This is a genomic window from Nitrosospira briensis (assembly GCF_900115125.1).
GTDB lineage: Bacteria > Pseudomonadota > Gammaproteobacteria > Burkholderiales > Nitrosomonadaceae > Nitrosospira > Nitrosospira briensis_A.
The window spans coordinates 14191-31082 of the sequence record NZ_FOVJ01000006.1 but is presented as its reverse complement, the minus strand read 5'-3'; the positions used below and the strand labels follow the sequence as shown (position 1 = coordinate 31082).

Here is a 16892-nt window from a genome sequence, read left to right as displayed (position 1 = left end):
CAAGTAAGTCTCGCCAGACAGGGCAATGCATGACGCCTGTTTTCGTACAGCGGCATACACCCAAATTGCATAAACAATCCGGGCTCAAGTAACTCGACGGCTTAACTTAAGAAATGCTTCGAGGAGGATGCAGAGGTGAATCTGGAATGGATTCCGGGATGATGCCGGAGACAAATAAGGCCAAGACTTCAATACCGACGGAAGCAGGGACGATCAAGGGAGCAGTCAGGAAAAAGGGCTGATATTGCCCGGCTGCGTGGAGACACAGGTGAGTCGCCGCATCCATATGGCCGTCCTCGTTAATACCGGCATGTTGGTGTGCCTCAAGGTGCGCAGCGGGATCAAGAGAAAGAACATGATGTTCATGATCAAGCTCATGAGCAAATACCTCGCCATTGAACGCCCAGCCAAACGCATTTGTCAGTATGCAGACAAATAATACAAGCATGGTGGAGCGAATATGGCGGCGCTTGTTCATGGCGTTCAGATTGTATCCCCTATAGAGACTAATGCCAATTTTTTGTTTCCGTGCATCTCGCCAACGCGTCCAGCATGCTACAGGATGACCGGATGATTCGAACACTTCGCCTAATTGGACGGGACGGTCAACAAGTTCTCCTGGCCTGCTCGATGGTAAAATTATCCAGACCGTGCAGTTGCTCGATGTAATCGCCGGTTCGCGTGAACACAAATGGCACGCTCTGCTCGACATTGGTGAAATTTACCGCCATCAGGCTCACCGCAGCGGCATTCTCGCTATCCGGCATAGATCCGGTGCTGCATCGAAGGATACAGGCTGAATTGCCTGGATAAACTGTCGCGTTCGTGATGATTTTCACGAACAAACGATTACCATTCGCCGCCGAGATTCACGGTAACAGGATTGCCAAATTTAAAACGCCGGGCATGGCTTCGTGTGGCCGAACCGGATCAAAGGAAGATTTTTCATCGCCTGATACCCTCTAAGGAAGGGCGGTCCTGCTGTTGGAAAATCTATCGTGAAGCAGCAAATTCATGGATAAAAGCTGTCTCCTTCGCTGCTCTTTTCTCCTCCCTTTGGTCCCCAGAATACCACCCATGTTCCAAAATCGCCGGAGAAATTCTCGAACCGGTGCTCAACGAGAGCAGGGACGAAAAGGCAATCACCGGCGTTGAATGAATGGCGATCGCCGCTGATGACAAGTTCCCCCGTTCCTCTGTGGATGAAGTAAACCTCATCCTGTTCATGCGGAGTTTGCGGGTCGTGATCAATTGGCGCGTAGTACTCGATAGACATCGTGCCGTGAGCAAGGGCGACGGCAAATCGCTCTCCCATCGGCCACTCCGCGGTGACAGGACCGGGAATGCGGGACAGTACTTCTTCAAAGGTGGCTTTAACTTTCATTGAGGCTCCTGATGCGCAGATTGCGTAGTGTAATAGGAAAGGCATTGATAACAGGTTCGTCGCCGGATGCTGGCCCATACAGTGTTCATCAAATGTGCCAGAAGAGACGCAAGAAATCGAGAGGTATTTCTTATAGTAGAGATAGGCCCATGCCGGCGAGCGCGGTCAGCAAAACCACCTTCCAAGGTGAAACTTTCCAGGCAATCAGCAGGGTGAATGCCGCGAGTGCGACCGCAAAGTCTGGAGGGGCAAGGATTGCACCGGTCCAAACCGGGTGGTAGAGAGCCGAGGCTAAAATCCCGACGACAGCTGCATTAGCGCCCGCCATGCCCGCTTGGGCCCCCCTTATTTTACGAAGATCATCCCAGAATGGCAGCACGCCTGCCAGCAGCAACATTCCGGGTAAAAATATCGCGATCAGGCAGATGATCGCTCCCAAAATTCCGTTTGGCTCCGGTGCGACTACGGCACCAAGATAGGCAGCAAAGGTAAACAACGGTCCAGGCACAGCCTGCACTACGCCGTATCCTGCAAGAAAACTGTCCGCATTGACCCAGCCGGTTTCGACCACGCTTGCTTCAAGTAATGGCAGAACTACATGACCCCCACCAAATACCAACGCGCCTGCCCGATAAAACGCCTCGAACAGTGCGACGGTTTGCGAGGAAGATGTCGCGGCAATAAACGGCAAGGCGATGAGCAGGATGAAGAAGCTCAGCAATGCAAAAACTGCTATCGTCTTCGGAAGCCGTACGCTCAGATGCCCGGCGTTTGCTAATGGCAAATTTTTACAAAACCAAAGCCCACAAATGGTGCCCGAGATGATGGCCCCGATCTGTCCGAGTGTTGTGGGCAAGAAGACCGCCATCAGTACTGCGCCGACTGCAATGCTGGCGCGCTCCCGATCAGGGCAAAGATTGCGCGCCATGCCCCAGACAGCTTGCGCAACGACGGCTACGGCCACAAGCTTCAAGCCATGGATAAAGCCCTGGCCTAGCGGCCCCCCAAGCGCAAACGCGCTAGAGGCGAAGACCAGCAGGAACAGAACAGAAGGCAGCGTAAAGGCAGCCCAGGCAATCATGGCGCCTACGAATCCACCTCTTGACAGCCCTAGCGCGAAGCCTACCTGACTGCTGGCAGGACCGGGTACAAACTGGCATAACGCGACGAGATCAGCATAGGCCGTTTCGCTCATCCACCGGCGGCGAGTGACCAATTCATCCCGAAAATATCCCAGGTGAGCTATCGGTCCTCCAAAGGAGGTGAGTCCCAGCTTTAGAAAGGCGCTGAAGATCTCTTCCCAGTTCTGGTTTTTACGGACACGCAAGGTTTTTTGCAAGGGCAATCCTTTTACCTCAATTCAGGTGGCATCCCCCTTCTTTACTTGAACTGCTGCTATTGGCAGCTAGCAGCACTTCGCAACGGCTTTACGGTCTTCGGCCTTGACAGTCTTTGATGGCGGGGCGCAGCACGCAGCTGCCTCACCTGCTTTCGTCGCGCTATCCGCGCCGTATATCTCAGCCTCGCCTAGCGTGTGGTAGGTCTCCCAGGCAATCCCCTGCGGGTCAGTGATCCAGTATTTGTCAGAGCGCGCGTAGCAGCAGCTTGCATCCGGCTGCTCATGCCGGCTGATCTCCGCAGCAGCCACCTGGCTGCGCAACGCCTTTAGTTCTTCGTCTGTATCCACCTGGAGCCCGAGATGGTCCAGGCCTGCCTTTGCACCCCGCTGCGAAATGGCGAAGTTGATGCGCGGGTCCTCCATCATCCACTTTGCGTAGTCGGGCTTGAGCACAGAAGGCCCAGCGCCGAATACCGCCGAATAAAATCGGATGTTTGCGTTGAGGTCATCAACCGCCACATGCACATGAAAGCGTTTCATGATTTGCTCCTTTCAAGGTTTAGGTTTGGCTTGAAGTCGGCGCACAGCAGCCCGCAAGCGCCGTTTCCATCACTGCCAGGCACTCCTGCGGCATGCCCTTGCAGCAGTTCCGGGTAAGAAACGTCATCAGCGCCGCCATTTGCGCGAAGTCGGCCATGTAGTAGATGAAACGGCTTTCCTGGCGCGATGTCACCAGACCCGCATGGCTGAGTTCCTTCAGGTGAAAGGACAAGGTCGCAGGGGCTACACCCAGTTTTTCGCCGATGCTGCCCACTGACATGCCTTCGGGACCCGCTTGAACGAGCAGGCGGAAAACCGAGAGGCGTGTTTCCTGGGCGAGTGCTGCGAGTGCGGTTACGGCTTCTTTAGTTTCCATGATTCAACAATAATAGAAACATGGAATAAAGTCAAATCTTTTGAGGGGCGCTCAGAGTGGCCAGGGGCGAGGTACATGAGTCGGAGGCAGCGCCGCGGGTTTCCTCTGCTGGTCAAGGAAGTCTTGTCCGTTTGAGACCGATACAAGTTGACGCTCGACCGAGCAATGCTAGACTAGGAACGTGCACGCGTGAATTTCAGCTTTTCACCCTGTTTTGTCACCACAGGGCGCTTGTGCATCCCGCGCCGGTCAAGTCGCGTAAGGCTCAGGCCCATCTGCGTGCAACTGGTGAACATCCGCTCATTGCCGAGGGAGCCGTTATGGAACAGTCTGCCGTAATCAGCCTCGAATTACCCCAGAATGTGATCGCGCTGGTACCCATGCGTAACATCGTATTGTTTCCCCATGTATTGACGGCTGTCACCGTTGGTCGTGCCAGATCGATTGCTGCAGTTGAGCATGCTCTGCAAGCTAAAGGCCCGTTGGGCATCGTTCTGCAAAAGGATGCGGGTGTCGATGAGCCGGGAGTCGAAGCGTTATTCAACATGGGCACGGTAGTCAGCATCGTCCGGCATATCACTTCGGCCGACGGACTGCGTCATGCGGTTTGCCAGGGTTTGGAGCGGTTTTGCATCGAGGAGCTGGTTGAGGGCTATCCATTTTTGGCGGCCCGCGTAAGACGTATCGGCGAGCCTGTGGAAGTATCAACAGAGGCCGAGGCGCTTGCCGTGCAATTGCGCGAGCGCACTATAGAAATCCTGTCCCTGTTGCCAGGTGTGCCGGCGGAACTGGCGCACGCGCTACAGGCTACGCGTGCGCCATCGCATCTGGCGGACATTGCCGCCAGCCTGCTCGACACGGAAGTGGCCGAGAAGCAAATGTTGCTCGAGACCGTCAGCACGGAGGAAAGGCTGCGAAAGGTGCTCCAGATCCTGTCGCGCCGCATTGAAGTGCTCAGGCTGTCGCAGGAGATTGGTGAACGTACCAAGGAGCACCTGGAGGACAGGGAACGCAAATTTCTGTTGCGCGAGCAATTGAAAACGATCCAGAAGGAACTGGGCGAAACGGAAGGCGACGACCAGGAGATTGCAGAGCTGGATGAGGCCATTGCCAAGGCAGGCATGCCTCAGGAAGTCGAGACACAGGCAAGAAAGGAATTGCAGCGGCTGAAGCGTATGCCATCAGCCTCAAGCGAATATTCCATGCTCCATACTTATCTCGAATGGATGACGGAATTGCCCTGGCGGTTACCGGATGATCCGCCGATAGACTTGAATGCCGCACGCAAGATTCTTGAAGCCGATCACTTCGGGCTTGAACGCGTGAAGCAACGCATTCTCGAATTTCTGGCTGTTCAAAAATTAAAACCTCAGGGCCGTGCGCCGATTCTATGTTTTGTCGGCCCGCCCGGAGTGGGCAAGACTTCGCTCGGCCAAAGCATCGCCCGCGCATTGCAGCGCCCATTCGTGCGCGTGTCGTTAGGCGGCGTGCATGACGAAGCCGAAATGCGCGGCCACCGCCGTACTTATATCGGCGCCATGCCGGGAACCATTGTGCAGAGCCTTCGCAAGGCAGGTGCGCGCAACTGCGTCATGATGCTGGATGAAGTCGACAAGATGTCGGCTAGCCTTCACGGCGATCCGTCGGCGGCGCTACTTGAAGTGCTGGATCCGGAACAAAACGCGACCTTCAGGGATAATTACCTCGGCGCGCCCTTTGATTTGAGCCGCGTCGTCTTCATTGCCACCGCTAATGTGATTGACAACGTGCCGCCCCCGGTGCGGGACCGCATGGAAATTATCGATCTCCCGGGTTATACGAGGGAGGAAAAACTCCAGATCGGGCTGCGTTATCTTGTTGCACGTCAACGCGAGGCAAATGGCCTGAACGAAGAGCAGTATGAAATAACGGTCGAAGCCCTGAACAGCATTATTGCGAATTACACGCGTGAGGCCGGGGTAAGGCAATTCGAACGTGAGATCGGGCGTGTGATGCGCCATGCAGCCATGCGCATTGCCGATGGCATTGCTGATGGCGAGCAGCCTAAGGTGCGTGTGGAGGCCAAGGATTTGGACGCCATTCTTGGCCCCGCAAAGTTCGAGCACGAAATAGGATTGCGCGCCAGCCTTCCCGGGGTGGCGACCGGTCTGGCATGGACGCCCGTTGGCGGGGATATTCTGTTCATCGAAGTGACACGGGTGAGCGGGCGAGGGCAACTTATTCTGACGGGTCAGCTAGGCGGGGTAATGAAAGAAAGTGCTCAGGCGGCGCTCACCCTGGTAAAGGCGAGCGCCGGTGATTTAAGAATTCCGGCGGCAATGTTTGATGGCATCGACGTGCATGTGCACGTGCCTGCAGGCGCTATTCCAAAAGACGGTCCAAGCGCCGGGGTCGCCATGTTTGTTGCGCTCGCTTCGCTTTTTACCGATAGGCCCGTGCATCACGATGTGGCGATGACCGGCGAGATCAGCTTGCGTGGACTGGTATTGCCGGTGGGGGGTATCAAGGAGAAGGTACTGGCCGCACAACGGGCCGGTTTGCGCGTAGTACTACTGCCGGCGCGTAACGAGAAGGATTTGCGCGAGGTACCCGAAGCGACGCGTTCCACATTGCAATTCGTTTTTCTTGAAACGGTGGATGACGCTATCCAGGCCTCGCTCGGCCAGCGGGGCGCCGGTCGTCCCGAGTCTGAGTTCAAGCTCGTCTAAGCATGACGAATATCTGGACAAACTCCTTCAGGCATTTTCAAGCCCGACGTCAAAAGTGGCAGCATAACCCTCATCCATCTTGACGAGCTTCAGTATCAGACGCTCACCACCCTTGCGGTATATGCTGTCGTCTTCGTTTCTCACTCTCGTCAGGTAAGAGCCCTTTCTGGCGTATGCCGGATGCTGCACATATACGGAATCGGTGATCGAGTCATCGAAGTAGAATTGCGATGTAAACTCAAGAGGCCGCATATATTTTGAATCGGTACGAATCTTGAAATGGATATGAACCGTTCTGCCGGGATACCAGCCAGGATAAATGGTGATAAATCTGACGCCTCCATTTTTATCGCTTACTTGATAGCCGCGCAGGAATTTTTTTCCGACCGTATTAAAATCGCGATCCGTGACATCAGAATAGATTCCCTGGGCGTCGCAATGCCAGATATCCACAAAAGCGCCTTCTATCGGTTTGCAATCGGAAACGTCGCCTCTTGGTGCGGAGAAAACGCGAATCTCGAGTGCGAGCCGCAATCCTTCTTTTATCGAGCCGTCAGAAGGGTCGGCTCGAATATCCGACCGACGCAAACGCTCATCAACAAAATAGGGCCCTTCGGTCTGCTCGGGGGTGACAACGCACGATAGCTTCCTTCGGATCAACTCCGTTGCGCTGGAATTCGCCGAAGAATGTCTACCAAGCACGTTTGCTCCTGTTAGCCCGAGTAGCGCAAGCATTTTCCGTCGATTCATAAACCATCCCCGGCAATAATCCGCACTCATGCTGCCTTCCCTGAATTTTCGTATCGGCAGCATGCCGATTGTCATTACTTTGATGACTTTATCGCTTTCGAAGTTCCTGAGGCATCGTAGTCAGGCAATACGTCAGGGATGAATTTCCTCTTGAGGGTTGCGACCATCGTTGAGCAAAAGCTTGCCCACCAGGTTGCTTTTTACCGCCGGCCATTCATGCTTAAGTATCGAATAAACGACCGTGTCTCGAACTGAGCCATCGCGCATTATCTGATGACTGCGCAAAACTCCATCATGTTTCGCCCCCAGCCGTTCAATCGCGGCTCTTGAGACATGGTTGAAATAGTGGGTTCTGAATTCTACCGCGATCGCCTCCTTTTGCTCAAAGACATGTTGAAGCAACAGCAGCTTGCATTCCGTATTCACGCTCGTTTTACAAACGGATTTTGCGTACCAGGTATAGCCCAGCATGGGCCGCCTGTTCAAATTGTCTACATTATAAAAACGCGTGGCGCCCACGATCCGGTTCGTGCGGTTGAGCCTGACAGCAAAGGCAATATTTCCTTTTTCAGCATTTTCTACAGCCCGAATCACATAACTTTCCATTTGATCCGGTGGCGGTACATTGGCATACCAGAGCTTCCAGAATTCCCCGTCCATTACCGCGGCCTTTAGAGGCCCCACGTGGCTGATGTCAAGAGGATCAAGGGTGACGATCTGCCCCTTCAATTCCAGAGGTTCAAGCCAGCTCATTTTCTCTGTGTGCTATTCCGCCGTTTACCATTCATGCGATGAAAAAATATTACGAGCGTCATTCGGGCCTGGAATTCGATTCAAACCAGTAGCGACAACATTCTGCATTGACAGGGACTTCTGCAACGCGCAGGGGGACCTTAAAACATTGGCTTTTCCTTCGCAGAGGCATAGCGTTTTACTCCACTTGTAATTTCCACTTCAGCTTCCGTAACCCCGGCCCAGCCATCTATTTTGACCCACTTGCCGGGTTCCAGATCTTTGTAGTGTTCAAAAAAATGTGCAATCTGCGACCGTGCCAGTTCGGAGAGATCCGCATGGGATTTCACATTACGGTAGAGGCCGCACAGCTTGTCGATCGGAACCGCCAGAACCTTTGCATCTCCGCCGGCTTCATCGATCATTTTCAGCATGCCCAACGGTCTGCAACGCACTACTACACCGCAAATGAGCGGAACCGGCGAAATCACCAGCACATCCACCGGATCGCCGTCTTCCGACAGAGTGTGGGGAATATAACCATAGTTGCAAGGATAATGCATTGACGTTGACATGAAACGATCCACGAACATGGCCCCTGTGGCCTTGTCCACTTCATATTTTATGGGATCGGCATTCATCGGTATTTCTATTATTACGTTGAAGTCACTGGGCACGTCATTGCCTGAACTAACCCTGTCTAGATTCATTGCGTTCCTGTTGCTGATGGCTGAAAGCAGCTATTATAACTGCCGGAGCCTGAGGGATTAAATAATTCAAGCCGAACCCTTAACCGACAGTGAACTTTCCACGATAGTGATGGTTGAGGGATGCAAAGAAAAACCGCTGCGGCTCCCGGTGGTACACTAAAAAACGAACGGTTAACACTGCCGGGTTCAGGTTCAATCCATGTCACCAATGCGTATGTTTTTTGGTTTGGGCATTATGGTTGCTATTGCCTATATCGTTTTCGCGGTCGGGATATTTTTTGTCCAGCCCAATCTTGTCTATTATCCGGAGTATAAGCGAGACATTACCGGAACACCGGATGACGTGGGGATCGCCTACGAGACCGTGGAACTTGCTACCGACGATGGCGAAACGCTGCATAGCTGGTTCGTGCCCGCGCCCGATGCAACGGCAACCGTACTGTTTTTTCATGGCAATGCCGGCAACCTTTCGCACCGCATGGGCTATCTTTCGATGTTTTACCGCCTGGGCTACAACACATTCATTATCGATTATCGCGGCTATGGCCAAAGTAGCGGAGTCCCCTCGGAATCCGGCACTTACCGCGATGCCCAGGCTGCGTGGCAATACGTGACGGTAAAAAAAGGGATCGCACCATCCAGTATCGTGTTATTCGGCGAATCCCTTGGCGGCGCTGTTGCTGCCTGGCTTGCTACCCGCAAGGAACCAGGCTTGCTGGTACTGGCTTCGGCGTTCACCTCCGTACCCGCTATGGGGGCCAAGCTTTACCCTTTTCTGCCGGTGCGGCTGCTGTCCCGTTTCGACTACGATACCCTCGAGTATTTGCAGTCTGTTACATGCCCTGTGTTCGTCGCTCATAGCCCGCAGGATGAAATCGTGCCGTTTACACAAGGCCAGGCGCTATATGAAGCTGCGCCCGGTCCAAAGCAATTCCTTGAATTGCAGGGCGGCCACAACAATGGATTCATTTACATGCAGGAAGACTGGGTGAAAGCGCTTGGAGACTTTATTGATGGGAATTTACCCCCGCCGGCATAGTTATTGGGTGAATTGAAATAACATGTTGGTAATAGCTCACCGCGGTTATCACACCGCAGTCCCGGAAAATACCCTTTCGGCTTTCGAAGCCGCTGTAATGGTGGGTGCAAGCGGAATTGAAACAGATGTGCGCATTAGTCGTGATGCCCTGCCGGTGCTGATTCATGACCGCGTGACCGCGTCCGGACAAGCGGTCGCTGATCTTACCCGCCGGGAGATTGAACAAAACGTAGGTCACGAAGTGCCGACTCTGGATGAAGCGCTGTAGCACTTCCCCGACATCCTGTGGAATGTAGAGATCAAGAGCATGGACGCATTGCGCGCGACGAGGGATGTTCTCGAAAAGCACCAGGCCGGCTATCGCATTCTTGTCACCTCGTTTCGCCACGACCTGATGGCAATCTGTGCGTCTGTTATAGAAGTTGGTCGTTAAGTTTACCAGACAGAACCCAGTCGGCACCTTCAGCGGTATCCATCAATTTTTGTAGGCGACTTGCAGGACTAAGGTTCGAATATTCTCCGTACAAGATATCGCGAAAAAGAGGGTAGAGGTCGAAATGCTCTTCGGTGAATCGCTTCTTCATGTCCAATCTCCTTTGCGTAAGATTGGACTCCAAACTCAGCCGCTACTCAAGTTCGGGGGGACGTCGGCAGCAGCATGTCGGTAAGTGCTCGAATTCCATTGTTGTGCCTAGCTCCCCCTGAGTCAGCGGTTACAAGCTTTAACTCTACACTGATCTATTCTTAGCTTATGATCGAATCAGAAATGAATATTAAGTGTGCTCTTCAACCTTCGCTATGCATTTAACTGTTCGGATCTATCCTTTGGAGCGTGGGAATCCTTGTTGAAATATAGTTGTCAGAGTTCATTTTGAAAATGCAGGGCATTCAAATGTCACCGCCGGATATAAATTGACACAGGGCAGCGATTGAAAACTGATACACCGTTTTGAGAAGATAGCCGCATTTGGAAGCGGCGGACGAGTTGTATGTGGAGATCGAATACTGAGGAAGCAAGGCTTGAGGCCTGTGATAGCAGGAAGTGGGATTAAGGAGAATTTTTCGCGCCGCAGGCTGTGAAAAAAAACTCGTCTCACAGATTCCGTCGCTCCTGCAGGGCAAGGCTCAAATAAGTTTCGGGATGAGCAAATTCATGAGCTTAGATTACAGTTGATAACATACGTTATCAACTGTAAAAGTTTGCATTGGAATAAAGCAAACAATGCTTTGCTTTATTCATCCCAGCCCCCCCAGAACAAGGATGGGGGTGATTGGTCAAACCAGGAAACAGGATAGTGCGAGAGGCCTGGATAAAGGCGACTCCAAATAGCCGCAACGATAGCCAAGCTAAACACCCCAATGAAAACCGGCTCCCAAAGCGCAGTTAGACTGGAGTGAGCGTAAATCATAATCATCGGATTGGCTCCGGCTGGAGGATGTACTGTTCTGGTGAGGAGCATATACCACAAGGCAAGTACCTGAGCGAGCGCATAGACCCATAGCGAATCGCCGAAGAGCTGATAGCAGACGATACCAATGAGAGCACCCCCAAGGTGACCGCCAAAGAGCGCGCGTGGCTGCGCTGCTGGCGCGCGAGTAAGGCCAAATAGAAATACTGCAGAGCCACCTAGCGAGGCAAAAAAGAATGGTGAAAAAGGCGGCGAAGCAAGGAACAAGGCTACTGCGACACCGACCGCAGCGCCAAGTCCGCACCACAACAGACGAGCTATAGCCGAACGTTGCACTGTTGTTTATGTCCGTTCAAAAGTAAATCACCATTCGCTCTGGGGATCACCCTAAATATAAAAGATCAAGGGGAAATTAAGAATACTGATTTGATCGGTTTATTCGGCCCAGACTTATCCCGACAATCGAACTCCTAAAAATCTATCCCCTATCTCGGATCGGTCCTGATCCATTGGTTAACACGTGTACTGCTTGTTCCAGCAACTAACCCCTGCTGCGTCCGTTTGTCACCGTACGGACTTTTCCATAGCAACAGGGCCATGAGTTAGGTTGCTTTGCTTACCCACTTAAAGGAGGCTCCGCTATGACTCATCCTACCGATCCGAAAATGCAATCATGCATCGACGCGTGTAATCGATGCCGTCAAACTTGCCTGCACGAAGCGATGACCCACTGCCTGGAGTCAGGCGGTAAACACATTTCCCCAGACCATATGCGGCTTATGTTGAATTGTGCCGAGATCTGTCAAACATCGACCAATTTCATGCTGAGCAATTCCACTTTAAGCAGCCAGCTCTGTGGAGTCTGCGCCGAAGCCTGCGAAGCCTGTGCCAAAAGTTGCGAGCAGCTGGACGGCATGGAAGAGTGCGCCAAAGCTTGCCGCGAGTGTGCCGAGAGCTGCCGTCAAATGGCTGGTTCCTACGCTAAGCAAGCCACCGGGGCTCAGGAACGCGTTCCCGCAGACGAATTGTAGCAAGCCCGGTTCCTTCTTTCCTCAGAGAGGAGAGAGACTCGTGCTGATAAGCGTAGTCACCTTTGCAAATAACCCAGAGCGGGAAGCCTCAATCTTGTACCTTGCTGTCAAAAAGAGGGGTATAGAATTATTATTCCGCCATGAAACCACTCCACCCATCCAACCACAGGTTCAGCCTAAAGGTGAAGATATGAAGCCAGGTGCGGTCAATTGAGCGTCCCTCTTTGGAGCATTGTTCTCGCGTGGATTGCGACGGTTTCGATATTTGGACTGGTTCTTGTAATTTTTGCCAGGAGCGAGAAAGAGATCACGCAGCGTGTTGGCCACCTTTACAGCATAACCGACCCGCAGTTTTTACGTTCCATGAGCGGTCTTCTTGGTCCCGCATTGATCTCCGGCAACCGCGTTGAGACATTGCTTAACGGAGACGAAATTTTTCCGGCGATGTTGAAAGCGATCCGTGCAGCAGAAAAAACCATTACAAGTCAGACAGGCCGATAATGAATGAGCCACCTCGTTCCGGCGATAATAAGAGCGCAGCTCAAACCGGGAGCAGGGATGGAACAATGACGGTTCCGGTGCCGATATTGATGATGGTTCCCGTCGAGGTTTCCACCGACGCGGAAAAAAAGGGATGCTGGGTAAAACTTTACGATAAGAAGAATTATGAAGGCGACAGCCTGATGCTGACAGGGCCGATCAGCCTTGGCCGGATGGTGGGGCCTTTCGGTTTCGACTGGGAAAACAAGGTACGTAGCTTGCGGATGGGGCCAAAAACCAACCTTACCATTTTCGACAACCGGGATTTTCGGGACCAGGATAAATTCATTACTGCCGGACAAAGCGTTGCGGATATGTCGGAAAAGATGGGGTTCTTTGACAATTTCCGCTCGATGATGGTCAGTTGCCCTGGCGCGCAAGGGGATCCCAAACGAAATAAGTAACCACGCCCTGTCTGCAAGGACAGGGTCAACGTCCCTTCCGCGACGCATGTATCAAACAGACTACCGCAATTAATCCTTCTGCTCTGCGCAAGCTTCAAGCCCCGTTTTCCCATTACCGAGGACAGCTTTGGAAAAGTTCATCACCTTGGTAGGACCTAATCGTGCGGTAGAGATTCTGGGAGTCCGACTTATGGGCGTCAATGCCGAGAACGGCATGAAGCTTCTCTTTACGCTTGCCTTTATCACACTTGTGCTTCTTGTTGTGCGGGTCGTCAAACGCTACACGATACGTGCTCTTAAAGGCAAGGATGAGCATTTTGTATTCTGGGTTCGGCAAGGGATTGCGCTCGGCACAGGCCTCTTTCTAATCCTGGGCCTGGTTTCCATCTGGTTCGATGATCCAACACGATTGGCCACTGGCATCGGACTTGTCACTGCGGGTCTCGCATTCGCGCTACAGAAGGTTGTTACTGCTGTGGCTGGCTATTTCATTATTCTGCGTGGCAAAACTTTTAACGTCGGCGATCGCATAACGATGGGCGGAGTGCGGAGCGACGTCATCGCCGTGGATTTTACGCAAACGACGATCATGGAAATGGGCCAGCCACCCCCAGTACAACACGCTGAACCGGCCATGTGGGTTCAAAGTCGGCAGTACACCGGACGTATCGTCACAGTCAGTAACGCGCGTATCTTTGATGAGCCGGTATACAACTACACACGGGAGTTTCCATATCTTTGGGAGGAAATGAGCGTGCCGATCAAGTTTAACGCGGACCACGATCGAGCGGAACGTGTTTTGCTGGAAGTTGCTGGTCATCGAACTGTTTCCATCAGCTCTCTCGGCGAGGAGGCTCTCCAGGAGATGGAGCGCCGGTATTTCATGAAGCCGGCAGATATGAAACCCAAGGTCTACTACCGCCTGACGGACAACTGGCTCGAATTAACAGTTCGCTTTATCGCCCGCGATTTCGGGATTCGGGAATTGAAGGATCAGATGAGCCGCGACATTTTAAAGGCCATGACTGAAGCGAACATCAGTATTGCTTCTACCAGCTACGAAATCGTTGGCTTGCCGCCGGTTAGATTGGAACGAGTTCCACTCTAACCCATTGTCGATGAGTGGTGAAGTTAACGCGGATTTTCCGTCCGCGGCTATGAGCGAGAGTCATTCGGGAGCGGCGAAATTTGCATCCCCATTCATCTACGCTGGAGGACCCACGAGGGCTAGTTCGGCCCGATCGGTCCGCCCTGAATATCGCTAGGGTCCTCCGTCACCACCCCTTTTTCATTCTTGCGCACAGGGGGCGGAAGAGAAGGATCAGTACCTTTGTTCCGGTCTACTCTTATCTTTTGATCTACCTGTCCCGACTCCATTCCTTCGTGAAGGATGCCATGCCCGGCCACGCCGGAAGGGTTCTTGGGCTTTGGCTGGCTGGAATTTCCGCCAGAGCCGCTTTGACTGGACGAACTACTCTGGTTAGGCATGTTGTTATCCGCTTTTGCGCAGGTCATGCCTGCTGCCCAAATGATTGGGACGCTACACACAACCACCGTTGTTGCCAATGAGCGGTTTATTAAACCCGGGAACGCCATGATTGTCTCCTGTTTCCCATTAACGAATGCCAAAGGTTACTCCTGATCTAATAGGGGTTCCGTGCGTTATCACACGTGACCTGTAAATCGTCCGGGCCCAGCTAATGGCAGCTCTACGACGTAGCCGGTTTCTTGTCCAGCGCAACGCATAAACTTTCCAAGCGAGCACGAATTGTTGCAAGGTCAGTTGGAGACTCGACACTGCGGTCTGCTAACTCGGCAATGCTCTTTGCTTGCTTGCTTAACGCCTCTTTACGGGGAACGACGGACGTTCTTGTTCCGATCAGTTGCAGAGCGTCGAGCATGGAAACGATCACCCTGGTATTCCTGCTCGCGTTGCGGCGGATTTCGTCGAAGGATGCGCCCAGGAGAGCTTCAAAGGTTGCCTGGACGCTGATAAGCCGCGGTTCTTCTTTATCGTAATGGATTTGGAGAGGAAAGCTCCGCGAAACGAGATAGCACAGTATGGAGGTGAGATAGTTTATGCAGGTCACAGCAGTGGTTGTGTCGTTAACGCCCGGCGAAAGCGCTTTCACGGCCATATCCACGATCTGCCGGATCCCGAAATCAGGATCCTGCTCGATGGTGCGCCGGCTACCGATACTGTAAAAAGATCGCACCTCGCGCACTATCCTTTCTTCGGGTAAGTCTCGGCGGACCATAGATGCCACTGCCATTCCCTTCACCACAAAATCCCCGATTCCATAGTTAATCTTTATGATGGTGCCTCGTTTTCCCGCAAGGTCTCTAAGGGCGTCGTAGTCTATCGTCTGGACATAGCCACTCGCTTCTGCGCAGATGTCTTCCCAGTGATTGGCTGCGATTAATAGATGCATGCGTCGGTTTTCCTCTTCTTCCGAAAGGTCGTTGGCATGTTGCGGAAATACTCGCTTGATCGCAGCTAAGGTTTCCTCGGCTACCGAACATATGATGTTAGATGCTTGGATCGAAGTTGCGATATGGTGAATGAAAAGAATGAGCACGCCGACTCCTGCCAGCGCGAGCACGACGCCCAGGAACACGGCAAGACCCGGCACGAAGGCGGTCTCGCCGTTATCACGTATTGTCCTAAGTACGACCAGACAGTAGGTAAAGATACCTGCGAAGACCCCGAGCACAACCTGTGTAGTTCGGCTTCGCATGAAGCTGCCAAGGACGCGCGATGTGTATTGGCTGGAGGCCAGTGCCAATGTTACGAGGGTCATGGAAAAAGTCACGCCCACAACCGTCATCATCGAACTGGCAATGGTTGACAGCATCTGTCGGGCTCCCTCGGCTCCGACACCGAACAAACGCGGCCAACGGGCCAGGATTTCGCTCTCAATTGCCGAGTCTACATTGATCGCTGCTGTAGCAAGCACAATGCTGATTGCGACAATTAGAGAAGGCATGAACCAGAAGCTCGATCTAAGATAAAGCCAGACCTGTTGGGGTTTCTTCATGCTCGTCCCTCTACCGTTTGAAAGGTCGCCCTACTCATGCAGTAATAGCTTTGCCGTTCATCACTGCTCTTTCGCTGGAGAATTTGTCGTCAGTCAATCAGTCCATTCCGCAATGCCCGCTGGAAGCGAAAATTCAAAATGGCCACGCCAACCTCTATTTTACGGACGGCCAATTCGTGCTATTGGGCTAGTGATGAATTGCTCCGCCCCAGGCTCGCTAGAGCATAGACAGGATAATCCGGCTCCTGCGATTTAAATATAGATGAGCGAGAGATAAAGTAATGGAAGTTTATCTGTCGATGCTCCAGATGCACTCTCACTAGGCCTAGCCCTAGTGAGAGATCGTTTAACCCCCTAAAAGCCTATCAATAGACTCCGCTCTGATTTTTGATTGATCATCTATCACAGCATTTTTAATGTGTGTGAGATGCAAATGATCTTTGCTTTTTCTACACGCATTAATCCAAGGTTTTTCTCTTCGCAAGCCTCACTAGGTGTCCGGTAACCCCAGGTTTTCCCGATGAATTCCACCTTGAGTAAACTCAGACGTGAGGATCAGGTCGCCCCGCCCTACTCGCTCAAGCAGCTCCCCGAGCCGACGGCTTCGCCTATCCGCAGAAACCTGATTAATGCGTTTAACGAATGCGTTATACATCTATTTAAGATGCATTAAATATAGCAAGACGCTACCGTTTATACCGTCGTTTTAATAGATGCAGAAGCTATTTTTGGGGGACATCAAACAGGGGAAAAACCTACTTCCGAACTGTCTACTTGACGGGGAAGCTTACGGAAACAGCTCTAATCTTTTATTACATTAAGAAAAAGCTTGGATTCTGATCTATAAAGAAGTGGCCTACCGGAAGAAGGAAAAGGAGAAACAGCGGGATTT

General features: G+C 52.5%; 20 protein-coding genes. 7 read left to right on the top strand and 13 right to left on the bottom strand.

Annotation, left to right across the window (positions count from 1 at the left end; all coding sequences use genetic code 11):
• Nucleotides 1-106: 106 nt before the first annotated feature.
• The 6 genes from BMZ14_RS11445 to BMZ14_RS11425 all read right to left on the bottom strand — a co-directional run bounded on the left by BMZ14_RS11445 (nt 107) and on the right by BMZ14_RS11425 (nt 3639).
• On the bottom strand, nt 107-478 hold the full coding sequence (locus BMZ14_RS11445) for a hypothetical protein (protein ID WP_074797896.1): 372 nt from the start codon (nt 476-478) through the stop codon (nt 107-109).
• Nucleotides 479-605: 127 nt separating this feature from the next.
• Nucleotides 606-767 carry a hypothetical protein gene (locus BMZ14_RS15160; RefSeq protein WP_177186975.1) on the bottom strand — a complete coding sequence of 54 codons (162 nt, stop codon included), beginning with the start codon at nt 765-767 and terminating at the stop codon, nt 606-608.
• 245 nt (nt 768-1012) lie between these two features.
• Nucleotides 1013-1384, bottom strand: a complete 372-nt coding sequence (locus tag BMZ14_RS11440) for a cupin domain-containing protein (RefSeq protein WP_074797668.1) — start codon at nt 1382-1384, stop codon at nt 1013-1015.
• 130 nt (nt 1385-1514) lie between these two features.
• Complete coding sequence (gene chrA, locus BMZ14_RS11435; RefSeq protein WP_256208597.1) at nt 1515-2723, bottom strand: chromate efflux transporter; 1209 nt, start codon at nt 2721-2723, stop codon at nt 1515-1517.
• Nucleotides 2724-2789: 66 nt separating this feature from the next.
• On the bottom strand, nt 2790-3263 hold the full coding sequence (locus BMZ14_RS11430) for an ArsI/CadI family heavy metal resistance metalloenzyme (RefSeq protein WP_074797666.1): 474 nt from the start codon (nt 3261-3263) through the stop codon (nt 2790-2792).
• A gap of 19 nt (nt 3264-3282) precedes the next feature.
• The gene (locus BMZ14_RS11425) at nt 3283-3639 is read right to left on the bottom strand and encodes an ArsR/SmtB family transcription factor (RefSeq protein WP_074797664.1); all 357 of its coding nucleotides are present in this window, start codon (nt 3637-3639) and stop codon (nt 3283-3285) included.
• Between the two features lie 320 nt (nt 3640-3959).
• On the opposite strand from BMZ14_RS11425, the gene lon reads away from it, so the two are divergent.
• Nucleotides 3960-6347, top strand: a complete 2388-nt coding sequence (lon, locus tag BMZ14_RS11420; RefSeq protein WP_074797894.1) for an endopeptidase La — start codon at nt 3960-3962, stop codon at nt 6345-6347.
• A 27-nt stretch (nt 6348-6374) separates the two neighbouring features.
• Here the strand turns inward: lon and BMZ14_RS11415 are convergent, their stop codons facing one another.
• From BMZ14_RS11415 to ppa, 3 genes are all read right to left on the bottom strand, one after another.
• Nucleotides 6375-7097 carry an intradiol ring-cleavage dioxygenase gene (locus BMZ14_RS11415; protein ID WP_256208593.1) on the bottom strand — a complete coding sequence of 241 codons (723 nt, stop codon included), beginning with the start codon at nt 7095-7097 and terminating at the stop codon, nt 6375-6377.
• A gap of 132 nt (nt 7098-7229) precedes the next feature.
• Entirely contained in the window at nt 7230-7850 is a 621-nt protein-coding gene (locus BMZ14_RS11410; protein ID WP_074797662.1) for a GNAT family N-acetyltransferase, read from the bottom strand.
• A 140-nt stretch (nt 7851-7990) separates the two neighbouring features.
• On the bottom strand, nt 7991-8539 hold the full coding sequence (ppa, locus tag BMZ14_RS11405; RefSeq protein WP_074797660.1) for an inorganic diphosphatase: 549 nt from the start codon (nt 8537-8539) through the stop codon (nt 7991-7993).
• A 199-nt stretch (nt 8540-8738) separates the two neighbouring features.
• Between ppa and BMZ14_RS11400 the strand changes: the two genes are divergently transcribed.
• Nucleotides 8739-9578 carry an alpha/beta hydrolase gene (locus tag BMZ14_RS11400; RefSeq protein ID WP_256208592.1) on the top strand — a complete coding sequence of 280 codons (840 nt, stop codon included), beginning with the start codon at nt 8739-8741 and terminating at the stop codon, nt 9576-9578.
• A gap of 22 nt (nt 9579-9600) precedes the next feature.
• Entirely contained in the window at nt 9601-9846 is a 246-nt protein-coding gene (locus BMZ14_RS15505; RefSeq protein WP_074797656.1) for a glycerophosphodiester phosphodiesterase, read from the top strand.
• 145 nt (nt 9847-9991) lie between these two features.
• Here the strand turns inward: BMZ14_RS15505 and BMZ14_RS15155 are convergent, their stop codons facing one another.
• Nucleotides 9992-10162, bottom strand: coding sequence for a hypothetical protein (locus tag BMZ14_RS15155; protein WP_177186972.1), 171 nt, complete (start codon nt 10160-10162; stop codon nt 9992-9994).
• 648 nt (nt 10163-10810) lie between these two features.
• On the bottom strand, nt 10811-11323 hold the full coding sequence (locus BMZ14_RS11390; RefSeq protein ID WP_074797654.1) for an HPP family protein: 513 nt from the start codon (nt 11321-11323) through the stop codon (nt 10811-10813).
• Between the two features lie 305 nt (nt 11324-11628).
• Here BMZ14_RS11390 and BMZ14_RS15645 point away from each other — a divergent pair, with 305 nt between their 5' ends.
• The 4 genes from BMZ14_RS15645 (at nt 11629) to BMZ14_RS11370 (ending at nt 14070) form a co-directional block, all read left to right on the top strand.
• On the top strand, nt 11629-12018 hold the full coding sequence (locus tag BMZ14_RS15645; RefSeq protein WP_074797653.1) for a four-helix bundle copper-binding protein: 390 nt from the start codon (nt 11629-11631) through the stop codon (nt 12016-12018).
• A gap of 210 nt (nt 12019-12228) precedes the next feature.
• Nucleotides 12229-12519 carry a hypothetical protein gene (locus BMZ14_RS11380; protein WP_074797652.1) on the top strand — a complete coding sequence of 97 codons (291 nt, stop codon included), beginning with the start codon at nt 12229-12231 and terminating at the stop codon, nt 12517-12519.
• Between the two features lie 65 nt (nt 12520-12584).
• A complete protein-coding gene (locus BMZ14_RS11375; RefSeq protein ID WP_256208590.1) occupies nt 12585-12962 on the top strand; it encodes a beta/gamma crystallin domain-containing protein in 378 nt (125 codons plus the stop codon).
• A gap of 127 nt (nt 12963-13089) precedes the next feature.
• A complete protein-coding gene (locus BMZ14_RS11370) occupies nt 13090-14070 on the top strand; it encodes a mechanosensitive ion channel family protein (RefSeq protein WP_218145029.1) in 981 nt (326 codons plus the stop codon).
• Nucleotides 14071-14189: 119 nt separating this feature from the next.
• Here BMZ14_RS11370 and BMZ14_RS11365 read toward each other — a convergent pair whose 3' ends face one another.
• Nucleotides 14190-14558: a hypothetical protein gene (locus BMZ14_RS11365; protein WP_074797646.1), complete on the bottom strand. Its 369-nt coding sequence runs from the start codon at nt 14556-14558 to the stop codon at nt 14190-14192.
• Between the two features lie 113 nt (nt 14559-14671).
• Nucleotides 14672-16000 carry a DUF2254 domain-containing protein gene (locus BMZ14_RS11360; protein ID WP_074797645.1) on the bottom strand — a complete coding sequence of 443 codons (1329 nt, stop codon included), beginning with the start codon at nt 15998-16000 and terminating at the stop codon, nt 14672-14674.
• Nucleotides 16001-16892: the final 892 nt, after the last annotated feature.